Here is a 20,900-nt window from a genome sequence, read left to right as displayed (position 1 = left end):
ATCATTGGATCATAGGTGCAGCAGTATAAGTAGTCCGGCAAACAGGGCGTAAAACAAGCCCATCGATGCCAGGAAGTTTCGTGAGATCACGCCCCTGCGGAACGACAACCACATCAACGCGACTGCCATTGTGGTGATGCCGCCAGCCAGGATCAGCGATCGATCGAGCAGCCATGGAGTGTAAAACAGGCCAAATGCAGTCGGCACCGTTGCCTGGATCATCATGGCGCCACTGATATTGGCCAATGCCAACTTATGCTTGCCCTGCCGGACCCATATGATCGCGTTCATGGTTTCGGGAAGTTCGGTTGCAATCGGGCTCAGCAAAAGCGCCAGCAATTGAGGCTTGAGGCCCAGTGCAGGCCCCAACGCATCGAGTTGGTTCACAAATAAGCGGGAAGCGGCAAAGATCACCAGCAGCGCAATTCCAGTTTGAAGAGCGCTCAGACCAAGCGCTGGCTCACCCGATTTTTTCCGGTCAAAAATCAGAGGCTCCAATTCCTCCTCGACCTCGTCACTCTCGTCACGGCTCATTTCTTTCCAGAAATACACCGCATAGGCTGCAAGGAATGCCACCCCCAGCCAGGGCTTGTACGCGAAGGCCACGAGGCCAACCGTTAGTTTGACGACAAAGATTGAGAGGAACCAGGACTGGTCGCGGCTCAGGCGCTGAAATTGTTCGCGCACCAATTGCGTTCGTGACAGGTGCCGCCCAGTCAGGAGCAGCGTGATGCCAACAGTGGCGTAGGCAACGGTGGCCAGCACCAGAGGCCCGCCAAGCGCGGCGCCCACGCCAAGTTCGCGTTGGGCATCGCCTCTGCCGAAGGCGACCGCCACAAAGGTGATCACACTCTCGGGCAGCGCGGTGCCGAATGCTGCGAGGATGGTGCCGGTAGCGGTGTTGCCGACCGAAAGCTTGCGTCCCAGCCATTCCACACCATTCACGAAGAATTCGCAGGCGAAGTAAATTGTCGCCGCCGCCCCGAGCAGGAAGGCCACATTCAGAAATAGTGGAGGCATCAAAAATTCCGCGGGGTCGAGCGACGCATACCAAAGGCCGGCCTCCCCGCCCAACCCATGAGCGGAAGCCAACCTCTGGTCTCGCCAAGCCGAATTGGCCGTTCACGCCATGCCAGTCACCCGGCAAGTCTGTTGACGTGAACCCCGCTGAGATGCGGGCGACTACTCCCCAAAGACAGCGGCCGGATATGCGCAGCCGTCAGAAAAAGCAAGTTCCGACCGGCGGACTTCACTGTGCAGGAAACGGTCGCGCACGGACGCCCGATCAATAGTGGAAACGACATTGCGCGATTTCGAGCTGTTGATCCGGTGGGCTACCCGTGACCCGATAGACGAGCCTGTCTTCCAGCGTGATGCGCCTCGACCACCAGCCTTTGAGGTCGCCCTTCAGCGGCTCGGGTTTCCCCGTGCCCTTGAAGGGAGCGCGCTGGCATTCCTTGATGAGATCGTTGACGCGTTGCAGAATGTTGGGAGCATTGGCCTGCCAATGGAGATAATCTTCCCAAGCCGAGTCGGCGAAGACGAGCTTCACGGTTCGATCAGATCACTGGCTTTGCCATTGCCGCCTTCCAACTGTCCGATGGCCGCCATCAGGCGCTTCCTGTTGGCCTCGGTGGAAAGTAAGTGCATCGATTCCTCGATCGCGTTCCAATCCGAAAGCGAGATCATCACCACGGATTCCGCCTTCTGGCGCGATACAACCACAGGAGCGCGATCCGCGACAACACGGTCCATCACCTCTTTCAGGTGCGCGCGGGTATCGGAATAGCTGATCACGTCCATGGCGAGTCTCCTGCCAGCTCATATGTACTAATTTTTGTACAAGTGCAATCGCAATGGCGGCCAATCCGGCAGGGAGCCAGCAATCCTGATGCACACAAGCGCGCGCTTGGCAGAAGGTCGCAGCTTTTTCTTCGACTGAAGCTTCAGATGTCCAATGCCAGACGTCGGAACCAGCCCCGCTTCAAATGCGCTGATCCTTGGCCCAGCCAAGGGCCTGACGCCATCAACCCGTAAAGGGTCGGACTACGCCTGCGCGTGCCGCCGCCCTGGCTTTGCCAGCGCGGTGATCGCGGCCCTTGGCCGGTCACTTCGGGCGCCTGTCAGCGGGGGATGGTCCTCCGCTTCGCACAGGAGCAGGTCCGATGTCCCTCAACGACGCGCAAGCTTTCGCCTTCAGCCTCGCCGCGACCCTGATGGTCGCCATCGTCATTTTCCGCGCCGGTGACGGCAGCCTGTCGGTCGTGCCGGCCACCGAGTTCGATCACGATGCCGAAGTCATCGCAGAAATCGATCCCTTTGCGTTCTGACCGCGCCCATTTGCTCAAGCGGAGTGAAGGCCTATTCGGTTTCCACTCCCGCTTGGTTCACTTTCCCGCTATAACGCAACACGCGCCGTGGTGGTGGTGGAGGCGCAACCGTCAGACCATTTCTCACGGGAGACCGCCACCATGATTATTCTTGGCATTTTGCTGTCTATTGCGGCGATTGGCTTCTTTTGCTGGTTGCTATTCACTCTTGCCGTGTTCGCACTGCCCTTTTTCGTCGGCATGAGCGCAGGTGCATGGGCCTATCATTCCGGCGCTGGCTGGCTTGGCGCGGGACTTGTCGGACTGCTCACGGCGGGGCTGACACTCGGCGTTGGTCAGGTCGGCCTGATGATGGTGCGTCCCACCTGGGCGAGGCTGCTGATCGCCCTCGTTTTCGTCGCACCTGCGGTCATGGCCGGCTACCACGCCACCCACGGCATCGTGAAACACGCCATGCCGTCCGAAGCCTGGCAGCAAATATTCTCGGTGATTGGTGCGATTGCGGTGGGCTGCACGGCAGTCGTTCGGGTAGCAGGCATGGCAGGCGCCAAGCCGTCGGCAGGGCATCTGGCGAACGCCTGAAACAGCCCGGCCGATCCTCTGGGCGACCGATGAGGCGAAGCCTTTGCCGTCCTGCTGGAAGAGGACGGCACAACCGGGCTGCAAAGTCGGATCGAACTGGCCCATACTTTGCCGGGCGGCGATCCCGAACAACGAGCGGTCGCGCCATTCGCACGACATATGACCCAATTCGGGGCCGGGCGTTTTGCGAACCGTGATCCGGTCGAGGCGCAAAATCATACCTGGGTGCGGGTTAGACCGAGTCGCTGTTCGGCTTCGCCGGTCTGCAGGGCGACTGTAGGGTTTCCAAGAACCTGCCGTTTCAGTTCGTGCGCGCCCGCTCCAAACGGCCTCTGTCATGGCTTGATCTGGCCGAAGACCGGCTGCGCCTCGACCGCCTATGCCGCAACAGCGTTCCGCCAACTTTCTTCCCCTGCCGGCAGGGCCGTCATTCCTCGCGAGACAAGAAAGCTGGCTCCGCGCCGTCCTCCGCTTCGCTGCGGCAGCAAGCTGTGCGGCGTCGGTCGTCTCCGGCCTCTCGATCGCCATCGAGGCCGCAATGGTGCGGGTTCGAATACGAACGAACGGAGATTTCTCATGGCTACCATCGGCACCTTCAAGAAGACCGGCGATAACGAGTTCACCGGTGACATCATCACCCTCAACGTCCAGGCCAAGGGCGTGCGCATCGTTCCGGACCTGCGCGGCACCGGCGAAAACGCCCCCAGCCACCGGGTTCTGGTGGGCCGCGCAGAAATCGGCGCAGCCTGGTCGAAGTGTTCGGGCGAAGGCCGCGACTATCTGGGCCTGAAGATCGATGATCCGAGCTTCAACGCCCCGATCTACGCAAACCTCTTCGATGACGAAGACGGCGAAGGCTACTCGCTGATCTGGTCTCGACCCAACGGACGGCGGGGCGACTGAGGCGCCTCCAAGGCCCCGGCCATCACGGCCGGGGCCTTTTCCCGTCTGAGTAACCGAATCAGTTGAGCCCCCAAGTCCTCCGAACCCGTCTTTCCGGGCACCCACGGTGCAGAATTACGCTGGCAATCGGACCAATGACGACTAATATAGTCGTAGTTCTGGCGTGTTCGCTCGCGCTGGTGGGAGGTGGTCATGCATGATCACCGCTCGACAATCGCGGGCCGCGCGCGCGTTGCTGGGATGGACACAGGAGACGCTCGCTGACAGGGCCAAAGTATCGCTGACCGCGCTCAAGCGCCTCGAATCCGAAAATGGGCTCGAAGTGTACGAGACAACGCGCGATCAGGTGCGAAGGGCGTTTGAATCAGCCGACGTTGTCCTTCTGTCCACGGAAAAGGGCGAGGGTGTTCTGCGACTTCATAAATCGCCGGGTCGTGCGGCCGGGTCGTAGCCGGCGCCGTCTCGTTTTGCTCTTTTCGCGAGTTTTCTGGGCATCTCTGTCGTGGATCAATGCTAGAACCGAAGAGGTTCGGCACAACCATTTGATTCGAATTGGTGCCTGGTGATCGGCATGGCTAAGCCGCAGTTTCTCGATGAACCGCCGCAAGACCAGCAACTCACTTCTTATGATCGTGAGCACATGGCCTTGTACCTGCGGCTTCTCGATGCTCATCGCGACGGGGCCGATTGGCGCGAAGCCGTGCAAATCCTGTTCAAACTTGATCCTGCCGTTGATCCTGAGAGATGTCGCAAGGTCCATGATGCCCATCTGGCGCGGGCCCAATGGATGACCGAACACGGCTATCGCGAACTGCTTGGCAGGGATCGGCCAGGCTGACAGGTGATGCCACAGCAGCATCACCCGTTGCCGACATTCGGACTTCCGCCCGCTATCGAGCCCGGGAATCAATACCCTCCCGCAATCAATAGATAACGGGGGAGAGCAAAGATGATGCCGGATGCGTCCCAGTGGCGGTCTGCTGCGCGCTACGAGTCCGTCGAACACATGAGCGCCTCGGGCCTTGCATGGGAATGGCTTCGCCGGAACGAAGCTTACAATCGCGATTTCGAGGCTATGTCGACGCAGGGTGCCGACACAACCATGCTGACGGAGACGATCCGTCAGCGCTGGAGGTTGCGATTTCGCAGTAGACCCCGCCCTCGAACAGGCAGACGAAGCCATTTTCTGGATGGCTCAGGACGACACAAGCGTCGTGGTTCTGACGCCCGCACCGGCTGACCTGATATCCGACGCCGCCCGCGGACCGCCTCCGGCAGCTCTGGTCAGGGCGCTTACTGAGTGCGGTGCCGATACCAAGGCCTCACTCGGAAACGGCGAACAGGTCCAGTTGCACGTCCTGAGCGCATCTTCCGCTCCAGCAGTGGCCGTCATCCCGCTGGATCTTGATGGATTCGGCAGGCTGGAGGCCGCCCACCGACTTCTGGCGGCACTTCACGGTCGCGCCATTCCGCCCGACACCCGACTGACCCGCCAGCAACGGACGCGGGCGCGCCGGATGTTGCAGGCATTCGATGGTTCGCGCGACGGTGCCACCCAACAGGACATCGCTCGGACCTTGTTCCGATTTGGCCCCGTCAGCCGCGACGAGTGGCAAGCCTCCTCCACGCGCCATGCTGTCATGGCCCTGCTGCGCGATGCTCGCACCATGATCGCGGGCGGTTATCGCACCCTCTTGAAGCACCGCCGGCGCCCCTGAGCCGTTGCCCGGGGCGGGTGTGGGAATTTAGCAGGGACCAAAATCCCGCTGCAACTCGCCGATTTCGCTTCGCCATTGTGGCCTTCGCCCGCCGTCGATCTCCGACGGCACCAATGAAGCTCACGAAAGGCCGACTTATGCGACCCGACCTCGCCGTTCTGCCGCCCCGCTACCTGCGCACCAAGGAAGCAGCCGCGTTTCTCAGCCTTTCGCCGCGCACACTCGAAAAGCACCGGACCTACGGCACCGGCCCCGCCTACAAGAAGCTCGGTGGCCGGGTGGTCTACTCGGTCGATGATTTGCAGCTTTGGGTCGAGCGCGGTGCCGTCACCTCGACGTCTGACCCGCGTGGCACCGTGCTGCCAGCAAAGTGGCATCCGCAAGACGTCGTTCCGATGGCTGGCCGCCTGGCGCGCTGACGAGGCCCCGGATCTGCACATGGCCGCCCGCTTTCAATCCTCGCCGGAACGCGGACAGCTCGATCTGTTCCGCACGATCCCTGGCAATGTCGCACCACGAGACGCGCAGGACCTCATGGCCTTTCCATTCTTCTCTCTGTCCAAGACCCACCGCGTCACCCCGATCGACTTTGCAGCTGGCAATGTTTCGATCCGGGTCGAGGCCGTGCCGGATCATGGCATGGCGACCATCTGGGATGCGGACATCCTGATCTGGGCCGCCAGCCAGATCGTCGAGGCGCGCGATTCGGGATTTCGCACGTCCCGGCTGATCGTCGCAACACCCTACGAGGTGCTGAAGTTCATCGGACGCGGTACGTCTTTGCACGACTACCAGCGCCTGAAGGCGGCGCTGGACCGGCTGCAATCAACCACCGTGGCCACCTCGATCCGCCAGCATGCTGAGGGACGCCGCCACCGATTTTCATGGATCAACGAATGGAAGGAGCGTCGGGACAGCAAGGGGCGCCCCGATGGCATCGAACTGATCCTGCCCGACTGGTTCTATCAAGCCGTGCTCGACGACGCCCTCGTGCTGACCATCGACCGGGCCTATTTCGATCTCACCGGCGGTCTTGATCGCTGGCTCTATCGTCTGGTCCGCAAGCACGGCGGCAAGCAGCGCCATGGCTGGCGTTTCGACTTTCACCATCTGCACCTGAAGTCCGGCAGCCTGTCGCCCTTCAAGCGGTTCGCTTTCGAACTTCGGAACATCGTTCGGCGCCAGCCGCTCCCCGGCTATGTCCTGTACCTCGAAGTTGAAGCCCGCGGCCGCACACTACTGGCATTCAAGCCAGCGGTGCCCGGTGGAAAGCCTGTGGACGCCGTCGTGCCAACGGGAACCGGAAGGCGCGTGCCATCAGGAACCCCAGGCTCGTGCCAACGGGAACCCGAGCAGGGGTTAACCCTCGACAGAACAAGCCAAATTCGAGCCCGTAACTTAGACTCTAACCAAGAATCTAACTTTGAAGAGCGCGCGCGCGATGTGCGCGGCCTGATTGATACAGTCCGCAACAGCCTGACTGTCAATGCCCGGCAGCGGCCCTCCCGTAATAAGCGAGACCTGGCCCATGCACCCAAACTTCCTTTCGAGGCGCCGCCGGACGAGCAGCCATGCTGATGTCTTGGCGCCTCTCCGCACGAGCCCAGCAAGGTTGCGACTCGGCGACCAGCCGTTGGCGCGCTGCTGACCGATCTTTTTCAGACTTTCCTGGAGACCCATCATGACCAGCGCCACGGCTTCCGGTGCGCCGCGCGGCCTCGCGCCGCTCACGCGCTCTGCCGACACCCTGACCCATGTCGAACTGACGCATATCGAACAGCGGATTGAGAACTGGATCAGGTTCGGCCGCCATGTTCGCGAGCAGATCCTCGATCGCCGCCGGCGCGTGCTTTCCTATCGGCCATACAGCGTTTTCGGCTTCGTTCGCTGGGCCGCAAACGACTTCGGCACCGTCGCTTCGCGGATCGACATCCTTCGTGCCGTCGGGCCAACCGAGGCCTATCAAACGCTGCCCTTCATCCGTCCCGGCGGCGAAATCCTGCTGTCTGTCGATGGCTGGCCCAAGGTTAGCCAAGTGCTTCGGCTGATCGATGCGGTGGAAGCCGCCGGGCTCGATGCCTGCGACGTAGCCCCCGATCACTGGCGCCATGTCGCGAACCGGATGAGCGTCGGTCAGGCACCGCGCGCCTACACGCCCGAGCGTCATCACGCATGGCTCAAGCGCCGGGAGATCGAGGGATGACTCGCTTCGGCTACGTCATGGCGACCTATTTCTGCGTGCTTGGCATCGGCATCGCTTCGTTTGTGCCCGTGCCGCTCCGGTTGGTCTGGAATGCATCGGCCAGCGTGCCCATTGGTCTCTATGGGCTTGAACCGCCCCGCGATCTTCGCGGCGGCGACCTGGTCGCAGTGGCGCCGTCCCGACAACTGGCCGACTTCATGGCTGAGCGCGGCTACCTCGGTAGGGGCGTGCCGCTGATGAAGCATGTTTCGGCACTCCCGGGGCAGACTGTTTGTCGACTGAAGAACACTATCACCGTCGATGGCGCGGCTCTCGGCGATGCTCTCGACCGCGACCGCAGAGGGCGCAGACTTCCGGTCTGGCAGGGTTGCCGCCGCATCGCACCAGGCACCGTCTTTCTGATGAATTCCGCTGTGCGGGACAGTCTCGACGGTCGCTATTTCGGCCCGATCCCGGCGCGCACGATCATCGGACGAGCCACGCCGATCTACACCGACGAAGCGGCGGGCGGCCAGTTCGTCTGGCGTGCAAACGCCCATCAGACGGCGCGCTGACCGCCACCGTTCGGCCGCGCCTTTGCTCACCAATCCGCACCTCAACCTGCAACGCAAGGAGACTTTCCATGCCACAGATCGGCACTTTCACTGAAGCGGCGGGCGGCTTTGCCGGACGCATCCATACTTTCGCGCATTGCCGCGAGATCGACATCGTGCCTGCCGAGCCATCCGATACCGAAAATGCGCCGGACTTTCGCATTCACCTGCGTCATGACGACGGCATCGAGGCCGGACCGGAGATCGGCGCGGGCTGGAAACGTACCGGCGAGCGCGCTGGCGCCTTCATCGCGCTGATCATCGACGATCCCGCTCTGCCGCAGCCGATTCGCGCCAATCTGTTCCGCGACGCCGCCGATGGCACATCCTGGTCGCTGCACTGGAATCGCATTTCCAAGCGCGATGCACGGGATTGATGCCATGCGCCGCTCTACACTCCTCTTCCTTTCCGGCCTGGCTTGCGCCTGCTTCCTGCCGGCCGCCACGCTCGCGCAATCGGCAGAACCCGAGCGCACGATGCCCGGCGGTCCGTTCGGCGAATTCATTGCCGAGGCGGCGTCGCGCTTTGCGCTTCCTCCCGCCTGGCTGCACGCCATCATGCACGCGGAAAGTCGCGGCAAGCCTCGCGCCGTTTCGCCGAAAGGCGCGATGGGCCTGATGCAGATCATGCCCGCGACATGGAACGATCTGCGCGTTCGGCATCGGCTTGGAGCCGATGCATTCGATCCGCATGACAACATCATCGCGGGCGCTGGCTACATCCGCGAACTGTTCGATCGCTACGGCTCGCCGAACTGGATTGCCGCCTACAATGCCGGTCCCGGACGCTATGAAGCAGCGCTCCGGGGGCGACCCTTGCCCGCCGAAACGCGCGCCTATGTTGCCGTGGTCGCACTGGCGATCGGTCAGACTGGCACGGCCAATACCACCGCACTTGCCATGGTCGATCGCTTCGCATGGGCACGTTCGCCGATCTTCGTTGCGCGCGCTGACCCCTCGATTTCGTCATCCGCCGAGTCCGCCGACCAGCAACTCGCCAAGCCTGCACAATTCGGTGAACCGGCGCCTCAGCCGCAACCGCATGGGCTGTTTGTTGTGCGAGCGGCGAGGGATGGCCTTCGATGATCGGCGCATCCGCCCTTCGCATTGTCTCGCAGGATAGCGGGAGTTGGGCGGAGACTGCCCTGACAACCGAAGGAGGGCAGGATAAAAGGGCGCACCTTGCGCGCCCATCGGTTGGTTATTTTTCCGGGGTTTTTGCAGGCTTTGCGCACCTTGCGCCGGGCATGCGCAAGGTGTCGAACAGACATAAGACTTTGTTTTTCAACCTCTATTTGCACATTTCTCGGTGCGCCAATGGCCGATGACCGCGAGTTTCGCATCCGTCCTGGCCGCGTGCGCTCCTCAGGCTCGCAGCGTGCACGGCCATTCATCGCACAGGTCCTGGCAGCAGCAGGGCGGGCTGGCGGCGGCATCTCCCGGGCCGGCCGCATCAAGGCGGGCCACACATCGCGCTTCGGCCGAGGACAGCGCGCCAGCATTCAGGCGAATCGGCTCATCACCGCGCGCACGCGCGGCGCCGTCGTCAAGGCGCGCGTCGTCCGTCACAATATGCGCAGCGCGCCCCTGGCAACCCATCTCGACTACCTGCGCCGCGAAGGGGTAACCCGCGACGGCGAGAAGGCCCGCCTGTTCGGCCCCGATGCGCACAATGTCGAAGGCCGGGAGTTGGCAGAGCGCTGCAAGGACGACCGCCATCATTTCCGGTTCATCGTCTCGCCTGACGACCCGCTCGAGATGGCAGATCTGAAAAGCTTCACCCGGGACCTTGTCGCCCAGATGGAAAAGGATCTCGGCACGCGGCTCGATTGGGCCGCCGTCGACCATTGGAACACCGAGCATCCCCATGTTCACCTGATCGTTCGCGGCGTGCGCGACGATGGGCAGGATCTCGTCATCGCCCGGGACTACATCAAGGAAGGCATACGGGACCGGGCGCGCGACCTCATCAGCCAGGAGCTGGGACCGCGTACCGATCTCGATATACGCCGGTCCCTCGAGCACCAGATCGGCGCCGAACGCTGGACCCAGCTCGATCGGCAACTCATTCGCGATGGCGGTAGGGGCGGTGTCATCGATGTGGCCCCGCTGCCCGGCGGCGAGCCTGATCCGTTCCAGTCCCTCAAGGTCGGGCGCCTCCGCAAGTTGGAAGCACTCGGGCTCGCGGCGCAGATCGGTCCCGGCCAATGGTCCATCGACGACAAGGCCGAGGCAACCTTGCGCGAAATCGGCGAGCGCGGCGATATCATCAAACGCATGCACCGGGCATTGACCGATCGCGGCATCGAGCGCGCGTCGGCCAGTTATGTGCTGGCGGCCGAACATCTCGACCAGCCGGTCGTGGGCCGCCTGGTGGCGCGCGGCCTTGATGATGAACTGAGAGGCAGTGCTTTTGCCGTGGTCGACGGCCTCGATGGTCGCAGCCATCACATCAGGCTTTCCGACCTCGAAGCGGCTGGCGACAGCGCGCCCGGCTCGATTGTCGAACTGCGCACCTTCAACGATGCCCGCGGCGTTCGGCGTGTCGCGCTGGCCGTCCGCTCGGACCTCGACATCGACCGCCAGATCACGGCCTCCGGCGCGACCTGGCTGGACCGGCAAGCTATCGCCCGCGCGCCTGCCTCGATCTCCGATAGCGGCTTTGGCGGCGAAGTGCGCGAGGCTCTGGATCGCAGGGCCGAACATCTCGTGAAGCACGGCCTTGCCCACCAGCGCGGCACGCAGGTCAGCTTTGCCCGCAATCTCATCGAGACACTGCGGCGCCAGGAGGTTGCGTCGGTAGGTGACAAGCTGTCTGCAGAGACCGGCAAGCCCTTCAACCAGGCAGGAAGCGGCGAATATGTCGCCGGGACCTATCGGCAGCGCCTGACGCTGGCGTCAGGCCGCTTTGCAATGCTGGACGATGGCCTCGGCTTCCAGCTCGTGCCCTGGACACCCGCCCTCGAAAAGCACCTCGGTCGGCACGTCTCAGGCGTGGCCCGCAGCGACGGCGGTATCGACTGGAGCTTTGCCCGCAAGCGCGGCCTCGGCCTCTGACCCACCCTCTCGAAAGGACTTTCCATGGCCGCCACCAAAATCCTCTGGGGTCAGATCATCACCGTCTTCCTGATCGTGCTCACGACGACCTGGACCGCGACCGAATGGGTAGCCTGGCGCCTCGCATTCCAACCGGAACTTGGCGCCCCATGGTTTCGGTTGTTCGGCTTTCCAGTCTATTCGCCGCCGTCGTTCTTTTGGTGGTGGTTTGGCTTCGATGCCTATGCCCCGGCCATCTTCGTCCAAGGCGCATACATCGCTGCGTCTGGCGGCTTCATCTCGGTGGCGGTCGCCATGGCGATGTCCGTCTGGCGCGCACGCGAGGCAAAGAAGGTCGAGACCTATGGATCGGCGCGCTGGGCCGAACCGAATGAAATCAGAGCGGCAGGCCTGCTCGGTCCGGACGGCGTCGTGCTCGGGCGCTTCCACCACGACTATCTGCGGCACGATGGCCCGGAGCATGTCCTGTGTTTCGCGCCCACACGATCCGGCAAAGGCGTTGGCCTGGTGGTCCCATCGCTCTTGGCCTGGCCCGGCTCCGCTATCGTTCACGACATCAAGGGCGAGAACTGGCTACTCACCGCAGGATTTCGCGCTCGCCATGGCCGGGTGCTGCTGTTCGATCCGACCAACGCCAAATCAGCCGCCTACAACCCGCTGCTCGAGGTCCGGCGCGGCGAGTGGGAAGTGCGCGACGTCCAGAACATTGCCGACATCCTCGTCGATCCCGAAGGCAGTCTGGAGAAGCGCAATCACTGGGAGAAGACCAGCCATGCGCTACTGGTAGGCGCGATCCTCCACGTCCTTTACGCCGAACCCGACAAAACGCTCACCGGCGTTGCCGCGCTTCTTTCCGATCCCAAGCGGCCCATCGAATCGACCCTCGCCGCGATGATGACGACGGCGCATCTCGGGAAGGCTGGTCCGCATCCGGTTGTCGCCAGCGCAGCGCGAGAATTGCTCAACAAATCCGACAACGAACGGTCGGGCGTGCTGTCCACCGCCATGTCCTTCCTTGGCCTCTATCGTGATCCCGTGGTGGCGGCGGTGACCCGGCGCTGCGACTGGCGCATCACCGATATTGTCGGCGGGAAGCATCCGACGACGCTCTACCTCGTTATCCCGCCATCCGACATCAACCGGACCAAACCGCTCATCCGGCTCCTGTTCAACCAGATCGGACGCCGCCTCACCGAGGATTTGCAGGCGAAGCGCGACCGGCATCGGCTGCTGCTGATGCTGGACGAGTTTCCCGCCTTGGGCCGCCTCGACTTTTTCGAAAGCGCGCTCGCCTTCATGGCAGGCTATGGGCTGAAGAGCTTCCTCATCGCCCAATCGTTGAACCAGATCGAAAAGGCCTACGGCCCCAACAACTCGATCCTGGACAACTGCCACGTTCGCGTGAGTTTCGCGACCAACGACGAGCGGACCGCCAAGCGCGTCTCGGACGCCCTTGGCACCGCCACCGAAATGAAAGCAATGCGCAACTATGCCGGGCACCGGCTCTCGCCCTGGCTCGGGCACCTGATGGTGTCGCGCTCGGAGACGGCCCGGCCGTTACTGACGCCGGGCGAGGTCATGCAGCTTCCGCCTGCCGAAGAAATCGTCATGGTGGCCGGCATCCCGCCGATCCGGGCCAGGAAGGCCCGTTATTTCGAGGATGCCCGCTTCCAGGAGCGCATCTTGCCGCCGCCTGCCTTGCTCGTTCCGAAGCAGGCGCAGACAGACGACTGGACCGGTTTGGCACTGCCGCCGCAGCCTGCGGTCGCCGAGGCATTGCCGACCAGTGCGGGTGATGACGACGATCCAACCGAATCAGAACGTCGTCACCAGCCCGAGTTGAGTTTGGCTGCACCTGTCCAGAACCGGCAACCCCTCTCCAACGAGTTCGAAATCGACAGCGATCACATCGATGAAGGGGATGATTTGGCCGCGCGAAATCAGCGGCTGAGCGGGATCATGCAGGGCGTAGCCCGGCAGGCATCGCTCGACCTCGGCGACGGAATGGATATCTGATGGCCATGACACTCCGTAAGAAGAAGACGCAGATTTCCGTCTATCTCGATCCCGATGTCATGACGATGCTGGCCGACTACGCCGCGCGCCGCAACCATTCCCAATCCCTGGTGGCCGAAGCGGCTATCGCCTCGTTCTTGTCACCTGATGCCGCCGATCGCCGCGAAGCCGCGCTCGCCAAGCGTCTCGACCAGATTGATCGGCGGATGGCGCGGATGGAGCGCGATACCGGCATTGCGATCGAGACATTGGCAATCTTCATCCGCTTTTGGCTTGCGACAACGCCCGCGTTACCCGAACCTGCGGCGCAGGCTGCCCGGGCCAAAGCCGGGGAGCGTTACGATGCTTTCGTCACAGCACTCGGTCGAAGGTTGGCGAAAGGGCCGAGATTGCGGCAGGAAATTCCAGAAGACGTCTCAATCGAGAACAAAGGCGCGGGACCGCCTTGAGAAGCCATCGGCCTGGATCGGGTTGCGACTAAGCCCCATACTCAACAGCATAAAGGCTACAGCGCTCTCATGGCAGGGAAATGGATACCGGCTAACGAGGTGATCCAACCTCACTCTCGCTCGGATGCTTGCCTACGATCAGGAATAAGTTCGTCGGAGAGGCTTACCCCAGTAGGTATATGGGCGCGGAGACGTGATTGGACCTGGCCGAGCGCTCCATCGACATAGCCTTCGAAGGCGTAGTCGTTGAGAAACTGGCGGCGCCACAGATAGGCGCGGTCAACCTCGCTTAGTTCGGCTTCATCGCAAATCGCGCCCCACAATCCGGTGATCGTCGTGATCTGATGGTCGATCAGATCCCGTGCATCCCGGTCGCTCAGCAGAAAATTCGGCGCCGAAAGGCGGCAGCTTTCCAGCAGGCTGCGCTTGTCCTCGCCATTCACCAACATTGCCTGATTGGCTTCTCGGCCGTTACGCGGTTGCGGGCATATGTCGTATCCGGGCGTGAGCGTGAGATTGGCGCCATCCCAGAAAGCGGCATGGTTGCGGGCATGATCATCCGTATTGCCCGTCAGCACGTTGAAGACCATCCGCCCGAACAGTTCGCGCAGTGTTGCTTGCGGATCGGTGAAGCGCGCGCGCACCATCTCGGCGAGTTCGACATAGCTCGCATAACGGGCCTGCATTTCTGAGAGGCCAAACATCGTCAGGGCTGAAACCATCGCCCGGCGGGTCCAGCCAACGCCGTTCCATTCACGATCGAAGCGGCGCACCAGAAGCACATCCTTGCCGCTCGCCTTGGTCAGTTGAACGGGCGCGACGTTGAGGCCCACTTCTGCCGCCAGGCGCATGGCAACAAACTCGGCCTTCACCACGGCCATGGTGTCGTTGGTCGCCGAGAATTTGGCGATGAACTTGTCCTCGCCATCCTGGATCAAAGCCTTGGGACGTGCGCCGCCGATCGAACTGCCGTGGAACAGCGCCTTGTCGAGAGCCGGGGGAATGGGTTCACCCCGCTCGACCCGCTCGGCCGCCTCCAGCAGTTCCTCGAGCGTTGCATTGTCCTGTTCACGCGGCTGGTACTGATCGGCTGACGTCTGAAAATCGAGCGCACCGATACGGTCGGAGCCCGAATTGAGCATGAAGGTCAGTTCGTCAAAGTCGATACTGTTTGCCGCTTCGCCGCGAAGGCCGGTCAGACGATTGATAATGACCCGGCGTCCCCATGCGTCCGGCGCGCCATCCCGCAAACAACCCGCCATGTCGAGCGGGGCGTTGGGCGAGATCCTGCCGCGCTGGAGCGGCAACTCCGGTGAATAGATCGGGATGGCGTCGGCACGTTCGAGATAGGAACGGCCATAGTTGAAGGCATAAAAGCTACCGTTCAACTCGATCCGCCCGGCAATGACGGGCTCAAGGGCACCCGGCAGCCACATCCACACGAAAGCTTCTGTGACCGGCGGGACAGGACTTTGAGCCGCCGCCGCGAGCTGAGGGCGATCAGAAGTCATCCTTCACCTCCGAGCGCGGACGCCGCACCGACTGCGGAAGGAGCGCCAGCTTGTCGTTGATCCTGGAAATCTCGGGAGCAAGCCGCGAAGGTTCGTCAACGAAGAGCGGTACACCCACCAGCGTCGCGGCTTCAAAGACCAGCCCAATTTCTACCTTGGGGTGCCCCTTTTCGATCAGTTGCAGCGTGCTGCGCGCGATACCGACCCGGGCTGACAGGTCAGCCTCCGACATCTTGCGCTGTTTGCGCGCAAGGCGAATGAGCCCTCCCATCATGGTGAGCGCTTCACGCGTCATGCGGGAATATGGGCGGGGGTGGTCGGTCATATGAACCTCAATGCCGGTTATGGCGGTCATAAAGCCATTTCTCGACCGCGATAACGGTCAATATCAGCAACGATCCTAAAAAACAATGGGATGACCGCGTAGGCGGTCATGAAGCCCTTTCGTGACGGCTATAGCGGTCATTTCTAGACTTGCCGGCAAAACCTCAAGCTATTGCCTATGCCGCGCGCCTGTCCTTGCTCTGTTGCTGGCGACTAAGGTGCCGCGCGTGGCTCCGCTTGCCTTCCCAGATCCCCCGAAACTCCGCCGTTTTCCTGTATTTGCACGCCACGCTTCTACTACGACCGAAAGCTGTTGAACCGAGCAAATTTCTGGCTCTCTTAATCATCCCCAAGCCGGGGAGCACCTGTTCTCCCCGATGAGAACGGGGACCAAATGGGGGCTTCACATCATAATCCAGAGCGGTCGGCACGAGGCGCGCGCATGCTGCGCACCGCGCTCGGCCCCGCCATTGCCCGCCTTCTGGAAGACCCTTGTGTCGTTGAAGTGATGCTCAATCCCGACGGGCGGTTGTGGATCGATCGCCTTTCGGAAGGCCTGTCGGATACCGGCGAGCACCTGTCAGCCGCCGATGGCGAGCGCATCGTTCGCCTGGTCGCACACCATGTCGGTGTCGAAGTCCACACCGGCGCACCGCGCGTATCAGCAGAACTTCCCGAAACAGGGGAGCGGTTCGAGGGGCTGCTCCCGCCTGTCGTCGCCGCGCCAGCCTTCGCCATCCGGAAACCCGCCGTCGCGGTCTTTACGCTGGGGGACTATGTCGCTGCGGGGATCATGGCGAGGGACCAGGCCGAGGCTCTGCGGGTCGGTGTTGCGACGCGCGCCAACATCCTCGTCGCTGGCGGCACCTCAACCGGCAAAACCACGCTCACCAACGCGCTCCTCGCTGAAGTCGCGAAAACCGACGATCGCGTCGTCATCATCGAAGACACGCGCGAGCTGCAATGCGCCGCCCCCAACCTTGTCGCCATGCGCACCAAGGATGGCGTTGCATCGCTGTCCGAACTGGTCCGCTCGTCGCTGCGCCTTCGTCCCGACCGCATTCCAATCGGTGAAGTGCGCGGGAGCGAAGCCCTCGATCTCCTGAAAGCCTGGGGAACCGGGCATCCCGGCGGGATCGGGACGATCCACGCCGGTAGCGCCATCGGTGCCCTGCGCCGGATGGAGCAACTCATCCAGGAAGCCGTCGTGACCGTGCCCCGCGCGCTGATCGCGGAAACCATCGATCTCATCGCCGTCCTCGCCGGCCGCGGCGCCTCTCGCCGCCTGGTCGAACTTGCCCGCGTCGAGGGCCTTGGACCGGACGGCGACTACCGCGTCACTCCCATCGTCCCTCAGTCCGCAGAAGGAGCCTGCCAATGAATGCGCCTGTCCCTCGTCCCTATCGCCGCCTGACCACGGTCCTGTCCGCGATCGCCCTCACCACCGTCATGGCGCCTGCCGCCCACGCTTCGGGCTCTTCCATGCCCTGGGAAGCGCCGCTGCAATCCATCCTCCAGTCAATCGAAGGCCCGGTCGCCAAGATCATCGCGGTGATCATCATCATCACCACGGGCCTGACGCTGGCGTTTGGCGACACCTCGGGCGGTTTCCGCCGCCTGATCCAGATCGTCTTCGGCCTCTCGATCGCCTTTGCCGCGTCGAGCTTCTTCCTCTCGTTCTTCTCGTTCGGCGGCGGGGCGCTCGTCTGATGATGGGCGGTGTCGAACAGGGCGGCGAGATCGCGGGCTATACGGTGCCGGTTCACCGGGCGCTCACCGAGCCGATCCTGCTCGGCGGTGCGCCCCGCGGCCTCGCCATCCTGAACGGCACGCTGGCCGGCGCCATTGGCCTGGGCCTGCGTCTCTGGCTCATCGGCATTGCCATCTGGGCCATCGGTCATGTCGTCGCCGTCTGGGCCGCCAAACGCGATCCGCTCTTCGTCGATGTGGTGCGCCGCCATCTGCGCATCCCCGGCCACCTTTCCGTCTGAGGGGGCACACGTGTTCAACCTGGCCGAATACCGCAACCGCAACAGCCGGCTCGCTGACTTCCTGCCCTGGGCGGCCCTGGTCGGCGAAGGCCTCGTTCTCAACAAGGACGGCAGCTTCCAAAGGACCGCGCAGTTCCGGGGGCCGGATCTTGATTCCGCCGTGCCTGCCGAACTGGTTGCCGTCGCCGGACGGCTCAACAATGCCTTCCGCCGCCTCGGATCGGGCTGGGCGATCTTCGTCGAGGCCGATCGCCATGCCGCCGCGCATTATCCTGGCTGCCGGTTTCCCGACGCCGCATCGGCGTTGGTCGATGCCGAGCGCAAGGCCGATTTCGAGGAAGCCGGCGCACACTTCGAGTCCGCCTACTTCCTCACCCTCTGCTATCTGCCGCCGGCCGAGGACGCATCCCGCGCGGAAAGCTGGCTCTACGAAGGCCGGGCGCAGTCGGGCATCGAGCCATTCGAAGTCCTGAGCAGCTTTGCAGACCGCACCGATCGCATCCTGCGGCTGATCGAAACCTTCATGCCCGAATGCCGCTGGCTCGATGACGCCGAAACGCTGACCTATCTCCACGGCTGTGTATCGACCAAGCGGCATCGGGTTCGCGTGCCTGAAACGCCGATGTATCTCGACGCACTGCTCGCCGATCAGCCGCTGACCGGCGGTCTCGAGCCGCACCTCGGTGCCTCGCATCTGCGGGTTCTCACCATCACCGGCTTCCCGACGGCCACTACGCCGGGCCTGCTCGACGAACTCAATCGCCTGGCCTTTCCCTATCGCTGGTCGACACGCGCAATCCTGCTCGACAAGACCGATGCGACCAAGCTGCTGACGAAGATCAGGCGGCAATGGTTCGCCAAGCGCAAGAGCGTCGCCGCGATCCTGAAAGAAGTGATGACCAACGAGGCGTCCGTCCTCGTCGATACCGATGCGGCAAACAAGGCCGCGGACGCTGACCTCGCGCTTCAGGAACTCGGCGCGGACTATGCGGGCATGGCCTATGTCACGGCGACCGTGACGGTTTGGGATACAGATCCGCGTGCCGCCGATGAAAAGCTGCGCCACGTCGAGAAGATCATCCAGGGCCGTGATTTCACCGCCAGCCCGGAGACCATCAATGCGGTCGATGCCTGGCTCGGCTCCCTGCCGGGGCACGTCTACGCCAATGTCCGGCAGCCACCCATCAGCACTTTGAACCTCGCCCACATGATACCCTTGTCAGCGGTGTGGGCGGGGCCGGAACGGGACGAGCATTTTGCAGCGCCCCCACTGCTCTTCGGCAAGACCGAAGGCTCGACCCCGTTCCGGTTTTCCCTTCACGTCGGCGATGTCGGGCACACGCTCGTCGTCGGCCCGACCGGCGCGGGCAAGTCCGTCTTGCTCGCGCTCATGGCGCTCCAGTTCCGGCGCTATGCCGGCGCCCAGGTCTTTGCCTTCGATTTCGGCGGTTCGATCCGGGCGGCCGCGCTCGCCATGGGCGGAGACTGGCATGATCTCGGCGGCGGTCTCACCGATGCCGCGCAGACATCCGTCAACCTGCAACCGCTCGCGCGCGTCCATGATCTGGCCGAACGGGGGTGGGCGGCTGACTGGATCGGCGCGATCCTGACACGCGAAGGCGTGGCAATGACGCCTGACGTGAAAGAGCACGTCTGGACCGCGCTGACCTCACTGGCCTCGGCGCCCGTCGACGAGCGGACGATCACTGGACTTGCTGTCCTGCTCCAGTCCAATGACCTCAAGCAAGCCCTTCGGCCCTATTGCGTCGGCGGCGCCTATGGCCGCCTTCTCGATACGGAGGCCGAATATCTCGGCAGCGCCACGGTGCAGGCTTTCGAGACCGAGGGACTCATCGGCACCGGAGCGGCATCCGCGGTCCTGGCTTACCTCTTTCACCGGATCGAAGACCGGCTCGACGGATCGCCAACCATCATCATCATCGACGAAGGCTGGCTCGCGCTCGACGACGAGGGATTTGCTGGCCAGCTGCGCGAATGGCTGAAAACGCTGCGCAAGAAGAACGCCAGCGTTGTATTCGCCACGCAGTCGCTGTCCGACATCGACGGGTCGCCCATCGCGCCGGCCATCATCGAGAGCTGCCAGACCCGGCTCCTTCTGCCTAATGAACGGGCGATCGAGCCGCAGATCACGGCCATCTATCGCCGCTTCGGGCTCAACGATCGTCAGATCGAGATCATCGCGAGGGCAGCCCCCAAGCGCGACTATTACTGCCAGTCCCGGCGCGGCAACCGGCTCTTCGAGCTGGGTCTTTCCGAAGTCGCACTGGCGCTCTGCGCTGCCTCATCGAAGACCGATCAGGCCGCCATTGCCAAGATCCTCAGCGAGCACGGACGCGAAGCCTTCCTCATTCAATGGCTTCGACACCGCGGGCTCGGTTGGGCCGCTGACCTCGTCCCCAACCTCACCAATCAGGAAGAAGCTCCATGAAACTGCGTACCCCCCGCAGCGTTCGGCTCATTGCCGCGCTGCTTGTCGCCCCTGTCGCCCTCACGCCCATGCTGGCAACGCCAGCATACGCCCAGTTCGGGTTCGGTGGGATCGTCTTCGATCCCTCGAACTATGCCCAGAATGTGCTGACGGCGGCGCGATCGCTCCAGCAGATCACCAACCAGATCACGTCGCTGCAAAATCAGGCGCAGTCGCTGATCAACCAGGCCCGCAATCTGGCGAGCTTGCCCTATTCCGCGCTCCAGCAGCTCCAGCAGTCGGTGCAGCGCACCCAGTCGCTCCTGAGCCAAGCCCAGAACATCGCCTATGACGTGCAGTCGATCGATCGCGCGTTCCAGCTCAAATACGGCAGCACCGCCATGTCGGCGAGCGATACCCAGCTTATCGCCGATGCTCGTGCGCGCTGGCAGAATACCGTCGGCGGCTTGCAGGACGCGATGCGGGTGCAGGCAGGCGTCGTTGGCAATATCGATACCAACCGTACCCAGATGTCGGCACTGATCGGCCAGAGCCAGGGCGCTGCCGGTGCATTGCAGGCGGCACAGGCTGGCAATCAGCTTCTCGCGCTTCAGGCACAGCAACTGGCCGACCTTACCGCGCTCATCGCGGCCAATGGCCGCGCGCAGGCGCTTCAGTCAGCGGAACAGGCGGCCGCGGCCGCACAGGGACAGGAGCAACGGCGCCGCTTCCTGACGCCAGGCAGCGGCTACCAGCCCGGCAACGCCAAAATGTTCCAGCCGGGCAACTGAGGTC

General features: G+C 63.0%; 25 protein-coding genes, 1 pseudogene and 1 riboswitch. Of the genes and pseudogenes, 20 read left to right on the top strand and 6 right to left on the bottom strand.

All coding sequences use genetic code 11. The annotated features are described in order from the left end of the window. Positions 1–9: 9 nt before the first annotated feature. From K426_RS03665 to K426_RS03655, 3 genes are all read right to left on the bottom strand, one after another. Positions 10–1,020 (bottom strand): sodium:calcium antiporter, encoded by a 1,011-nt coding sequence (locus K426_RS03665; protein ID WP_066561324.1) that lies wholly within the window; start codon positions 1,018–1,020, stop codon positions 10–12. 14 nt (positions 1,021–1,034) lie between these two features. Beyond that, positions 1,035–1,203, bottom strand: a riboswitch (yybP-ykoY riboswitch). Between the two features lie 82 nt (positions 1,204–1,285). After that, positions 1,286–1,552 carry a Txe/YoeB family addiction module toxin gene (locus K426_RS03660; protein ID WP_066553894.1) on the bottom strand — a complete coding sequence of 89 codons (267 nt, stop codon included), beginning with the start codon at positions 1,550–1,552 and terminating at the stop codon, positions 1,286–1,288. Continuing rightward, entirely contained in the window at positions 1,549–1,803 is a 255-nt protein-coding gene (locus K426_RS03655) for a type II toxin-antitoxin system Phd/YefM family antitoxin (protein WP_066553891.1), read from the bottom strand. The genes K426_RS03660 and K426_RS03655 overlap by 4 nt, the downstream gene beginning before the upstream one ends. A gap of 362 nt (positions 1,804–2,165) precedes the next feature. Here K426_RS03655 and K426_RS32075 point away from each other — a divergent pair, with 362 nt between their 5' ends. The 4 genes from K426_RS32075 (at position 2,166) to K426_RS03640 (ending at position 4,266) form a co-directional block, all read left to right on the top strand. After that, on the top strand, positions 2,166–2,330 hold the full coding sequence (locus K426_RS32075) for a hypothetical protein (RefSeq protein WP_197672757.1): 165 nt from the start codon (positions 2,166–2,168) through the stop codon (positions 2,328–2,330). A gap of 87 nt (positions 2,331–2,417) precedes the next feature. After that, entirely contained in the window at positions 2,418–2,912 is a 495-nt protein-coding gene (locus tag K426_RS03650; RefSeq protein WP_443018211.1) for a hypothetical protein, read from the top strand. Between the two features lie 576 nt (positions 2,913–3,488). Continuing rightward, positions 3,489–3,815, top strand: coding sequence for a DUF736 domain-containing protein (locus K426_RS03645; RefSeq protein WP_066553885.1), 327 nt, complete (start codon positions 3,489–3,491; stop codon positions 3,813–3,815). A gap of 196 nt (positions 3,816–4,011) precedes the next feature. After that, entirely contained in the window at positions 4,012–4,266 is a 255-nt protein-coding gene (locus K426_RS03640; protein ID WP_066553882.1) for a helix-turn-helix domain-containing protein, read from the top strand. Here the strand turns inward: K426_RS03640 and K426_RS33040 are convergent. Then, entirely contained in the window at positions 4,180–4,674 is a 495-nt protein-coding gene (locus K426_RS33040) for a hypothetical protein (RefSeq protein ID WP_443018227.1), read from the bottom strand. The genes K426_RS03640 and K426_RS33040 overlap by 87 nt on opposite strands. 90 nt (positions 4,675–4,764) lie before the next feature. On the opposite strand from K426_RS33040, the gene K426_RS32385 reads away from it, so the two are divergent. The 11 genes and pseudogenes from K426_RS32385 to K426_RS03585 all read left to right on the top strand — a co-directional run bounded on the left by K426_RS32385 (position 4,765) and on the right by K426_RS03585 (position 13,851). After that, positions 4,765–5,055, top strand: a complete 291-nt coding sequence (locus K426_RS32385; protein WP_082748405.1) for a transcriptional regulator domain-containing protein — start codon at positions 4,765–4,767, stop codon at positions 5,053–5,055. Next, positions 5,006–5,533 (top strand): DUF2285 domain-containing protein, encoded by a 528-nt coding sequence (locus K426_RS33035; RefSeq protein ID WP_066553880.1) that lies wholly within the window; start codon positions 5,006–5,008, stop codon positions 5,531–5,533. Before K426_RS32385 ends, K426_RS33035 begins: the two co-directional genes overlap by 50 nt. A gap of 137 nt (positions 5,534–5,670) precedes the next feature. Further along, the gene (locus K426_RS03625) at positions 5,671–5,952 is read left to right on the top strand and encodes a helix-turn-helix transcriptional regulator (protein WP_066561320.1); all 282 of its coding nucleotides are present in this window, start codon (positions 5,671–5,673) and stop codon (positions 5,950–5,952) included. 19 nt (positions 5,953–5,971) lie between these two features. Next, positions 5,972–6,787, top strand: a pseudogene (locus K426_RS03620) (replication initiator protein A); the annotation flags it as partial. Between the two features lie 427 nt (positions 6,788–7,214). Then, positions 7,215–7,736 (top strand): DUF2840 domain-containing protein, encoded by a 522-nt coding sequence (locus tag K426_RS03615; protein WP_066553870.1) that lies wholly within the window; start codon positions 7,215–7,217, stop codon positions 7,734–7,736. Continuing rightward, a complete protein-coding gene (locus tag K426_RS03610; protein WP_066553868.1) occupies positions 7,733–8,290 on the top strand; it encodes a S26 family signal peptidase in 558 nt (185 codons plus the stop codon). Before K426_RS03615 ends, K426_RS03610 begins: the two co-directional genes overlap by 4 nt. 68 nt (positions 8,291–8,358) lie before the next feature. Beyond that, on the top strand, positions 8,359–8,706 hold the full coding sequence (locus K426_RS03605; RefSeq protein WP_066553865.1) for a DUF736 domain-containing protein: 348 nt from the start codon (positions 8,359–8,361) through the stop codon (positions 8,704–8,706). 4 nt (positions 8,707–8,710) lie between these two features. Continuing rightward, entirely contained in the window at positions 8,711–9,415 is a 705-nt protein-coding gene (locus K426_RS03600; protein WP_066553860.1) for a lytic transglycosylase domain-containing protein, read from the top strand. A gap of 231 nt (positions 9,416–9,646) precedes the next feature. Continuing rightward, positions 9,647–11,386: a relaxase/mobilization nuclease domain-containing protein gene (locus K426_RS03595; protein ID WP_066553858.1), complete on the top strand. Its 1,740-nt coding sequence runs from the start codon at positions 9,647–9,649 to the stop codon at positions 11,384–11,386. 24 nt (positions 11,387–11,410) lie between these two features. Beyond that, positions 11,411–13,402, top strand: coding sequence for a conjugal transfer protein TraG (locus K426_RS03590; RefSeq protein ID WP_066553857.1), 1,992 nt, complete (start codon positions 11,411–11,413; stop codon positions 13,400–13,402). Beyond that, positions 13,402–13,851 (top strand): CopG family transcriptional regulator, encoded by a 450-nt coding sequence (locus K426_RS03585; RefSeq protein WP_443018210.1) that lies wholly within the window; start codon positions 13,402–13,404, stop codon positions 13,849–13,851. Before K426_RS03590 ends, K426_RS03585 begins: the two co-directional genes overlap by 1 nt. Positions 13,852–13,961: 110 nt before the next feature. Here K426_RS03585 and K426_RS03580 read toward each other — a convergent pair whose 3' ends face one another. Together K426_RS03580 and K426_RS03575 are read right to left on the bottom strand one after the other, a co-directional pair. Continuing rightward, on the bottom strand, positions 13,962–15,362 hold the full coding sequence (locus K426_RS03580) for a type II toxin-antitoxin system HipA family toxin (protein WP_082748403.1): 1,401 nt from the start codon (positions 15,360–15,362) through the stop codon (positions 13,962–13,964). Beyond that, positions 15,352–15,687, bottom strand: coding sequence for a helix-turn-helix transcriptional regulator (locus tag K426_RS03575; RefSeq protein WP_066561316.1), 336 nt, complete (start codon positions 15,685–15,687; stop codon positions 15,352–15,354). Before K426_RS03575 ends, K426_RS03580 begins: the two co-directional genes overlap by 11 nt. Before the next feature lie 441 nt (positions 15,688–16,128). Here K426_RS03575 and trbB point away from each other — a divergent pair, with 441 nt between their 5' ends. From trbB to trbJ, 5 genes are read left to right on the top strand one after another with little or no spacing between them, the layout of a single operon-like run. Beyond that, on the top strand, positions 16,129–17,067 hold the full coding sequence (gene trbB, locus K426_RS03570) for a P-type conjugative transfer ATPase TrbB (protein ID WP_443018209.1): 939 nt from the start codon (positions 16,129–16,131) through the stop codon (positions 17,065–17,067). Beyond that, a complete protein-coding gene (locus tag K426_RS03565; protein WP_066553853.1) occupies positions 17,064–17,396 on the top strand; it encodes a TrbC/VirB2 family protein in 333 nt (110 codons plus the stop codon). The genes trbB and K426_RS03565 overlap by 4 nt, the downstream gene beginning before the upstream one ends. Continuing rightward, positions 17,396–17,677, top strand: a complete 282-nt coding sequence (locus K426_RS03560; RefSeq protein ID WP_066553851.1) for a VirB3 family type IV secretion system protein — start codon at positions 17,396–17,398, stop codon at positions 17,675–17,677. Before K426_RS03565 ends, K426_RS03560 begins: the two co-directional genes overlap by 1 nt. A gap of 10 nt (positions 17,678–17,687) precedes the next feature. Beyond that, entirely contained in the window at positions 17,688–20,126 is a 2,439-nt protein-coding gene (gene trbE, locus K426_RS03555; RefSeq protein ID WP_066553847.1) for a conjugal transfer protein TrbE, read from the top strand. Continuing rightward, positions 20,123–20,896 (top strand): P-type conjugative transfer protein TrbJ, encoded by a 774-nt coding sequence (gene trbJ / locus K426_RS03550; RefSeq protein WP_066553845.1) that lies wholly within the window; start codon positions 20,123–20,125, stop codon positions 20,894–20,896. The genes trbE and trbJ overlap by 4 nt, the downstream gene beginning before the upstream one ends. Positions 20,897–20,900 lie beyond the last annotated feature (4 nt).

The organism is Sphingobium sp. TKS (assembly GCF_001563265.1).
Lineage (GTDB): Bacteria > Pseudomonadota > Alphaproteobacteria > Sphingomonadales > Sphingomonadaceae > Sphingobium.
Note: the sequence above shows the minus strand (reverse complement) of the source record. Positions and strands in the feature narration are given on the sequence as shown.

Coding starts and splice junctions, on each gene's coding strand:
- K426_RS03665 (WP_066561324.1), bottom strand. CDS start 1,020: ATGCCTCCACTATTTCTGAATGTGGCCTTCCTGCTCGGGGCGGCGGCG.
- K426_RS03655 (WP_066553891.1), bottom strand. CDS start 1,803: ATGGACGTGATCAGCTATTCCGATACCCGCGCGCACCTGAAAGAGGTG.
- K426_RS32075 (WP_197672757.1), top strand. CDS start 2,166: ATGTCCCTCAACGACGCGCAAGCTTTCGCCTTCAGCCTCGCCGCGACC.
- K426_RS03645 (WP_066553885.1), top strand. CDS start 3,489: ATGGCTACCATCGGCACCTTCAAGAAGACCGGCGATAACGAGTTCACC.
- K426_RS03640 (WP_066553882.1), top strand. CDS start 4,012: ATGATCACCGCTCGACAATCGCGGGCCGCGCGCGCGTTGCTGGGATGG.
- K426_RS33040 (WP_443018227.1), bottom strand. CDS start 4,674: ATGCTGCTGTGGCATCACCTGTCAGCCTGGCCGATCCCTGCCAAGCAG.
- K426_RS32385 (WP_082748405.1), top strand. CDS start 4,765: ATGATGCCGGATGCGTCCCAGTGGCGGTCTGCTGCGCGCTACGAGTCC.
- K426_RS33035 (WP_066553880.1), top strand. CDS start 5,006: ATGGCTCAGGACGACACAAGCGTCGTGGTTCTGACGCCCGCACCGGCT.
- K426_RS03625 (WP_066561320.1), top strand. CDS start 5,671: ATGCGACCCGACCTCGCCGTTCTGCCGCCCCGCTACCTGCGCACCAAG.
- K426_RS03615 (WP_066553870.1), top strand. CDS start 7,215: ATGACCAGCGCCACGGCTTCCGGTGCGCCGCGCGGCCTCGCGCCGCTC.
- K426_RS03610 (WP_066553868.1), top strand. CDS start 7,733: ATGACTCGCTTCGGCTACGTCATGGCGACCTATTTCTGCGTGCTTGGC.
- K426_RS03605 (WP_066553865.1), top strand. CDS start 8,359: ATGCCACAGATCGGCACTTTCACTGAAGCGGCGGGCGGCTTTGCCGGA.
- K426_RS03600 (WP_066553860.1), top strand. CDS start 8,711: ATGCGCCGCTCTACACTCCTCTTCCTTTCCGGCCTGGCTTGCGCCTGC.
- K426_RS03595 (WP_066553858.1), top strand. CDS start 9,647: ATGGCCGATGACCGCGAGTTTCGCATCCGTCCTGGCCGCGTGCGCTCC.
- K426_RS03590 (WP_066553857.1), top strand. CDS start 11,411: ATGGCCGCCACCAAAATCCTCTGGGGTCAGATCATCACCGTCTTCCTG.
- K426_RS03585 (WP_443018210.1), top strand. CDS start 13,402: ATGGCCATGACACTCCGTAAGAAGAAGACGCAGATTTCCGTCTATCTC.
- K426_RS03580 (WP_082748403.1), bottom strand. CDS start 15,362: ATGACTTCTGATCGCCCTCAGCTCGCGGCGGCGGCTCAAAGTCCTGTC.
- K426_RS03575 (WP_066561316.1), bottom strand. CDS start 15,687: ATGACCGACCACCCCCGCCCATATTCCCGCATGACGCGTGAAGCGCTC.
- trbB (WP_443018209.1), top strand. CDS start 16,129: ATGCTGCGCACCGCGCTCGGCCCCGCCATTGCCCGCCTTCTGGAAGAC.
- K426_RS03565 (WP_066553853.1), top strand. CDS start 17,064: ATGAATGCGCCTGTCCCTCGTCCCTATCGCCGCCTGACCACGGTCCTG.
- K426_RS03560 (WP_066553851.1), top strand. CDS start 17,396: ATGATGGGCGGTGTCGAACAGGGCGGCGAGATCGCGGGCTATACGGTG.
- trbJ (WP_066553845.1), top strand. CDS start 20,123: ATGAAACTGCGTACCCCCCGCAGCGTTCGGCTCATTGCCGCGCTGCTT.